A 7,021-nucleotide genomic window follows, 5' to 3' on the forward strand; every position below is an offset into this window, starting at 1 on the left:
CGGTTCCGCCGGCTCAGACACCTTGTTCATCCCGTCCCGTGCTTCCGAAGCCGTTCCATTTCAGGCGGAATTTCGCGATCCTGGTCTTGCCGCCGAGGCCAGCACCGGCCACGGTAAATTGCGATTGGCTGAAACTGACGAGCGTCTGGCCATGAGAAAGGGCCTCGAGACTGCGCAAGCCGTGGCTGCCCGCCTGCATGCCGCCGGCCATGCAGATCGCAAGTCCGGTGGCCGTCGCAAGCCAAAGCCCGCGCGACTGCGGCAGCAGCGGCAGATCGTTTTCGATGGCATGGCGAAGGACGATCAGCACCGTCAGCGACAGATAGATCGCAAGATTCATCGCGGCGAAGATATAAAAGCCCTGGGCGGCGGCGGCCTCGCTGGCGAGCGCCACGGCGACGGTGCAAAGCCCGGCGAGCCCGATATAGGGCGCGATGACCCGCAGCGGCAAAGACCGCTGTTCCTGCCGCCCCTTCGGCGTGATGCGAAAGTCGACGAAGGAGCCGCAGATATGATCGCGTACGGCGGCAAGGCTGCCGGCGAGCGACCACGGCCAGCGCACGAAGATGAAGGCCAGCCCCTCCCAACCGAACAGTTTCGCGTTGTACGGCCTGAAGGTGCCCGTCGCCCGCCAGAAGAAGGCAAACAGCGTCAGCACGATCGATATCGGCGTGAAATGCAGCAGGAAATCCGGATAGGTGACATCGACGAAAACATGGCCCGTCAGCAGGGCTGCCACCGGCAGCAGGAACATCACGGCCATGAACGCTGAAAAGAGCGGATACCAGAGCTGCGAGAATACGAACTGAAATCTCAGCCGCCAGGGCAGACGCGTGAGGTAACGGCTGGAATATTGCAGCAGGATCGTGACGAGGCTGCGCGACCATTGGAATTCCTGGACAACGAGATCGGCGAAGTTCGCAGGCCCGTCGCCATGGGCAATCGCATCGATGGCGTGCACGCCACGCCAGCCGCCGGCATTCATCATCAGCGTTGTCGAATGGTCTTCGGCAAGCTCGGGGCCGAGGCCACCGATCTGACGAAGGGCTGATGTGCGAACCGCATAATGCGAGCCGATGCAAAGCGGCGCCCAGCCGTTGTTGTAGCCCGTCTGTAGCGAACCGTGCAGGCTTGCCTCCGCATAGAGCCTGCCGCGCGCCGCCCAGCTTGCCCCGGCATTGGCGTCGCAGATGCTGGGAGCTGAGACATAGCCGATCTCAGGATCGGTGAAGGGCCGCAGCACTTCGCGGAGATAGGTCGGCGTTGGAACATGATCGGCATCGAACTGGGCGACGAAATCGTAGCGCGCATAGCCGAAATGGTCGTAGAAATAGGCGAGGTTGCCCTCCTTGCAGCGCGTCCGGCGCGGCCAGGCGGTGCGATGATACTCGGCCACGCCCTTTCGGGTGGAGATCAGCACGCCGTGCTCCGCGCACCAGCGCCTTGTTTCTTCCGACGGATCCTCGTCGGCCAGCCAGACATCGAAATCGACGCCGATCTGGTCGAGCATCGCCTGAAGCGTGGCGCGGACGACGGCGAAAGGCTCGGACGGCGCCTTGGTGACGACCATCGCCACCCGACCCTCCGGCAGGCGTGCCGCGGGACTGACCGTCCTCGCGTCGAGGAAGATCAGGATGAAATAGGCTGGTACGAGCGTGATCCAGGCAACGACGAGGGTGATCAGCACGAAGGCTGTCCAGGAAATGATATGGGCGGATTGGCACCACCAGATCCAGAAATAGCCGAGTGCGGCCAGCCAGCAGAAGATGCCGAGACCATAGACGGCACGCTTCCAGCCGGTGAAGACAGGATCGAAGGTGTCCACGGCGGCGGCTTTCGCCGTCCTGACGCCGCAGCCGATCTGCGAAGTCTCGCTCATGCCCTTACCTCCAGCCCGAAGGTGGGACCGGCGGTGCGGATGATCGTATCGATATCCGAGAGAGCGGGTGCGAAACCGAGCTCCGCCTGCGCCCTTGCCGTATTGGCAAAGAGGATCGGCGGGTCGCCGGCGCGACGCGAGCGATAACGGACGGGAACTTCGCGGCCGGTCGTGCGGTAGATCGCTTCGAGAATCTCACGCACAGAGGTGCCCCGGCCGGAGCCGAGATTGACGCTGAGCGATTCCCCGCCCGCGATCAGATGATTGACGGCGGCAAGATGCGCCTGCGCGAGATCACTGACATGAACATAATCGCGAACGCAGGTTCCGTCCTCCGTCGCATAGTCGGTGCCGAAGACATCGAGCCGGTCCAGTCTGCCGGCGGCAGCGAGAAGGGCGCGCGGAATGAGATGCGTCTCGGGTTGATGACGCTCGGCAAGCTCGCCCTCCGGATCGGCTCCGGCCGCGTTGAAATAACGCAGCGCGGCGAAGCGGATGCCATAGGCGGCGGCAAAATCTTCGAGCGCCATTTCGAAGATCAGCTTGGTGCGGCCATAGGGATTGACGGGCTGCTGCAGGCTTTCCTCCCGTATCGGCAGCGAGTCAGGAATGCCATAGGTGGCACAGCTGCTCGAAAAGACGATCCGGTCGATATCTTGGTCGAGGCAGGCTTCCAGCAGAATGAGGCTGCCGACGACGTTGTTCCGGTAGTATTTCCTGGGCATTTCAACGGATTCGCCGACATAGGCATTGGCGCCGCAATGGATCACGCATTCGGGAGAAAATTCCGCGAGTGTTCGGCGCAGCGCGACGGCATCGCCGAGTTCGGCCCGAACGAGCGGGCCCCAGCGGACGCTGTCCGCATGTCCGGTAGAGAGATTGTCGTAGGTAACCGGGATCATGCCGGCGCGCGACAGAGCTTTGCAGATATGACTGCCTATGAAACCGGCGCCGCCGGTGACGAGAATGTAGCGGGGCATCTCATACGACCTCCACCTTCTTCTCGCTGGAAAGCAGCGCGTCGAAATAATCGACGGTGCGTGCCAGGCCGGTTTCGAGCCCGACCAGAGGCAGCCAGCCCAGATCGGCCATGGCGCGGGAAATATCCGGGCGTCGCTGGCGGGGGTCATCGGTGACCCTGGGCAGGTGGACGATCCGCGAGTGCGAATTCGTCAGCTCCAGAACGATTTCCGCCAGGCGGCGAACGGTGATCTCGGCGGGGTTGCCGAGGTTAATCGGGCCGATGCAGGCGCTGCCGGCGGCCGAAAATCGCAGGAAACCCTCGACGAGGTCGTCGACATAGCAGAAAGAGCGGGTCTGCTCACCATCGCCGTAGATCGTCAGGTCATCGTTGCGCAGCGCCTGCACGATGAAATTGGAGACCACCCGACCGTCGTCCTGGCGCATGCGCGGCCCATAGGTATTGAAGATGCGGCCGACCTTGATATCGACGCCGTAGGTTCTGTGGTAATCGAAGAACAGGGTTTCGGCGCTGCGCTTGCCTTCGTCGTAGCAGCCGCGCGGCCCGATCTGGTTGACATTGCCGCAATAGGATTCGTGCTGCGGATTCTGGTTCGGATCACCATAGACTTCCGATGTTGACGACTGAACCACGGTCGCACCGGTCTTTCTCGCGCAATCGAGAGTGTTGACCGCGCCGAGCACATTGGTGAGCAGCGTGCCGACAGGATCTCGCTGATAATCGGGCGGAGAGGCGGGAGAGGCGAAATTGAAGATAAGCGACGCTTCGATATCGAAAGGCTGACGAACATCGTGATCGATGACATGGAAACGGGCGTTCGATAGAAGATGCTGGACATTCGAACGACGGCCGGTGGAAAAATTATCGAGGCATATGACGTGGTGGCCGCGTTCCAGAAGCCTTTCACAGAGATGCGAGCCAAGGAACCCGGCCCCGCCATTTACAAGAGCGGCGCCCCGCCCCTGGAGCGCCGGTATGCCTGCCACTTCAGAATATCCTTCGTTGGGAACGAAACTACGCATTACAAACTTCCTCCCATGTGTTTAGTCTTTTTGTTTGGTACGCAACTTATTCCTTGGTTATCCCACCGGATATTCACAGATCAAAGCATATATCCACAAACAACTTTTGGAATTATTCTTCGATAAGCGGATTACTATTAAAATGATAAGACTATTAGCGCTAACGTCAACTTTAAAAATTCCAGATATCCAAAATAATTACGCAACTATACTTCACTTTAACAAATGATTAATTATTTCTAACACTCTGCCGCCAAAATGCCCGCCTTTGCTGCTCAAGCTTCGCTCAATGAAGCTAATATACGAGGGAACGGGAGAGGCTGGTCATGCTCGATTGTACGGCCGGACCTGCATCCGAAAGCGCCATATGCGATGGGGTTTGGCTATGTGGAAAAAACAAGATGCAGCGCAGCTCAAAGGCTGGCGTCCGGTCCGTTCCGTTCTGTTTGTCTGGGGAACGACGCTTCTTGCGATCGGACAGACGGCCTGCACGATCGCCAGCAACGACATCGCTGCCGTCGCGAAGAAGAACGTCGTCGTGGTCGAGGCGCCGCGCGTCTCGAAGGCCTACGCCTATCCGGCCAGTTCGACCGAACGCCCGGCCGCCGCACCGGTCCGCGCCGTCGCCTATCACGGCTCGGCGCCTTATATCTGCTCCCCAAGCGGCTTCGGACAGAAATCGCACTGCTTTGCGCGTCCCTCGATCTGAAGCAGCCGCGTCAAATCAATTGCGCCAGCGGCCGGACGTGTCGTCTTCGCCGACAGGGTGTTCATTGAAGAAACGGGACGCGGCTTCCGTGCGGTTGCGCACATTCATCTTCTTATAGATGTTGCGGACGTGAACCTTTACGGTGTTTTCGGAAAGGTGCAGCTTGTCGGCGATGATCTTGTTCTGCGTTCCCTTGCAGATGAGATCCAGGATCTGAACTTCCCGGGTCGTCAATGAGGAGATGCTGTCGCGTCTCAGCTTGAGCGCATTGTTGCGTGCCGCATCGACCGATTTCGTCTGATAGAGCGAAGGCTCCAACTGGTCGTTCTTGTTGGCGAGGCGATTGAGGAGCGCGGAAGGGAAATGCTCGCCGCCCTTCATCAGCAGATCCACCGCCGCCATGAAGACATCGAGCCTAAGGTTGAGCGGCAGGACACCGTCGATGATTCTTGCCTCCACCAGCCGGCGGACATAGGGTTCGAGCATATCGATTGCTTCGACGACAAGTCCGATCGAGGTTTCGGGATGATTTTCACGGAGGGCCTGCAGCGCCTCATGGAGCTCCGGACCGGGTATATGATAAAATAAAACGAGCTTCGTATCGCTGGTATCCTTTTCCAGCATCGGTTTTGTACTCGTTATACTAGATACTTCACAGTTCGGAAATTTCTTTGCAAGTGCTTCCACCATGCATTCTGAAAACAAATCCGCCCTGGCTACGACCATTATAGTATCTGCGGACACTCCCAACTTCCGTCCTTGGTCCGCATTCTCCATTCCTGAGCCTGTCATGAACATATACGCCTCCCCTAGCGTTACACTTTACTCAGACGTTTCGCGATGGCGGGTACTGGATATTGTGAAATGCCGGCCCCTGGTGTCACCGCTTTATTTTTTAGACATTTCTTAATTATGTTAATACGGATTGAGAAGGAAGGAAATGGCCCAAAGTAATTAGTTTTAAGGAGTGAAAACCAAGATTTACCACATTTTGGTTGCATTTTTACTGGAATGAATACTTTAACGTTACTCCTTCTTCCGTTATAGGCAATTCAAGAAATGTAATATTTCAGTACATTTTATCATGAATCCGTCATGCGCGACGATACTTGGATATTAGACAGAAAAGCATTCGAGATAGTTCCCCGACCGGGAAATGACTGCGATATACCACATCGCTCGCGCGTGTCGCCTGCCGCTGAAGTGTCCTTGCCGGCAGGATTATTCCGCAGTTGCGGACCTGCCTTAGCCCGAATTGATATCGGTCGAGTCCGCATTAGCGATCCTTATCCGGAGAGACTGTCGTTCTCGTCTCTCTCAGACTACGCTACAGATGCGCCTCGGCCTCAGGCGACGGACCATCCACCGTCCACCAGCAGGTTTGCGCCGGTAATTAGGCTCGCAGCCGGCGATGCAAGGAAGACAACCGCACCCACCACATCATCGGTTTCGCCGATCCGGCCAAGTGGGATGTGACCGATTGTCGCGTTGCGATTGTCGGCATCGGACAGAAATGACGCTGTACCATCCGTGTGGATGAATGTCGGCGATACGGTATTTACGGTGATATCATAGCGTGCCCATTCGGCTGCCAGGCAGCGCGTGAGATGATTGATTGCCGCCTTGCTCATGCAATAGATTGCCTCGCCGCGCAGTGCCACGGTGCCGGCCTGTGAGCTGATGTTGATGATCCGGCCCCCGTTGCGCGCGATCATGTGACGGCCTACTGCCTGCGTCAGCAGAAAGGTGCCTTTGATGTTGACATCAAGTGTCTCGTCAAGGTCCTTCTCATCAACAAGCTCCGCGAGATTGCCCGGCGCCACGCCGACATTGTTGACGAGGATGTCTATCCGTCCGAACGCAGTGAGAGCCGCGTCGACGGCTTGGGCGATATGGGCCTTGTTGGGAAGGTCCAGTTCAACCGGGAGAATTTTTCGTCCCGTGCCCTCGAGTTCGGCAACCAGGCCCGCCGACGCCGCGACATCGCGGACGCCCAAAACTATATCGGAGCCAGCTGCGGCACAGGCAAGTGCGCAAGCTCGACCGATACCACGGCTTGCTCCCGTCACCAAAGTCACCTTGCCCTCAAGGCTGAAGTCAGGCGCATTCTTCTGCATCATTCGTGCCTCCCTCGATGAAGCTCATTTATGGCAGCGTCGGCGTGCGGATGCCAGATGGGAAGCTGCGACGATCCTGGAGGAGCGGTTCGAGGCGTTGCAGCGCCACGATTATCTGGGGCGGCTGCGTGCCGGCAAACTTGAGAACGGAGGCCAAAAAAGAAAAGCTCCTCGACGCTTACGCGGTAAGCGCGATTTTCGCTGCACGTTGACGCCAACCCGTTGATTGGCATCGGATCAACGTTTGGAATCGTATTGTGTCAGGCGGCTTCGGTTCTGGCGAAGTTGAACGGCAGCAGGTCGACGATGTCG

The 7,021-nt window shown here is 58.2% G+C and carries 6 protein-coding genes; 1 reads left to right on the forward strand and 5 read right to left on the reverse strand.

The genetic code is table 11. From position 1 onward, the window contains the following. Window positions 1–13: 13 nt before the first annotated feature. The 3 genes from EFD55_RS19960 to EFD55_RS19970 are packed head-to-tail and all read right to left on the reverse strand — an operon-like array spanning window position 14 to window position 3,883. Window positions 14–1,879 (reverse strand): glycosyltransferase family 2 protein, encoded by a 1,866-nt coding sequence (locus EFD55_RS19960; RefSeq protein ID WP_125846762.1) that lies wholly within the window; start codon window positions 1,877–1,879, stop codon window positions 14–16. Further along, the gene (galE, locus tag EFD55_RS19965) at window positions 1,876–2,859 is read right to left on the reverse strand and encodes a UDP-glucose 4-epimerase GalE (protein WP_125846763.1); all 984 of its coding nucleotides are present in this window, start codon (window positions 2,857–2,859) and stop codon (window positions 1,876–1,878) included. The genes EFD55_RS19960 and galE overlap by 4 nt, the downstream gene beginning before the upstream one ends. A gap of 1 nt (window position 2,860) precedes the next feature. Continuing rightward, on the reverse strand, window positions 2,861–3,883 hold the full coding sequence (locus tag EFD55_RS19970) for a UDP-glucuronic acid decarboxylase family protein (RefSeq protein WP_125846764.1): 1,023 nt from the start codon (window positions 3,881–3,883) through the stop codon (window positions 2,861–2,863). Between the two features lie 385 nt (window positions 3,884–4,268). Here EFD55_RS19970 and EFD55_RS19975 point away from each other — a divergent pair, with 385 nt between their 5' ends. Further along, on the forward strand, window positions 4,269–4,592 hold the full coding sequence (locus EFD55_RS19975) for a hypothetical protein (RefSeq protein ID WP_125846765.1): 324 nt from the start codon (window positions 4,269–4,271) through the stop codon (window positions 4,590–4,592). A gap of 15 nt (window positions 4,593–4,607) precedes the next feature. On the opposite strand, the gene EFD55_RS19980 is transcribed toward EFD55_RS19975, so the two are convergent. Then, window positions 4,608–5,390: a helix-turn-helix transcriptional regulator gene (locus EFD55_RS19980; protein ID WP_125846766.1), complete on the reverse strand. Its 783-nt coding sequence runs from the start codon at window positions 5,388–5,390 to the stop codon at window positions 4,608–4,610. A gap of 548 nt (window positions 5,391–5,938) precedes the next feature. Further along, complete coding sequence (locus EFD55_RS19985; protein WP_125846767.1) at window positions 5,939–6,709, reverse strand: SDR family NAD(P)-dependent oxidoreductase; 771 nt, start codon at window positions 6,707–6,709, stop codon at window positions 5,939–5,941. Between the last annotated feature and the right edge of the window lie 312 nt (window positions 6,710–7,021).

The organism is Rhizobium pisi (assembly GCF_003938655.1).
Classification (GTDB): Bacteria; Pseudomonadota; Alphaproteobacteria; order Rhizobiales; family Rhizobiaceae; genus Rhizobium; species Rhizobium pisi.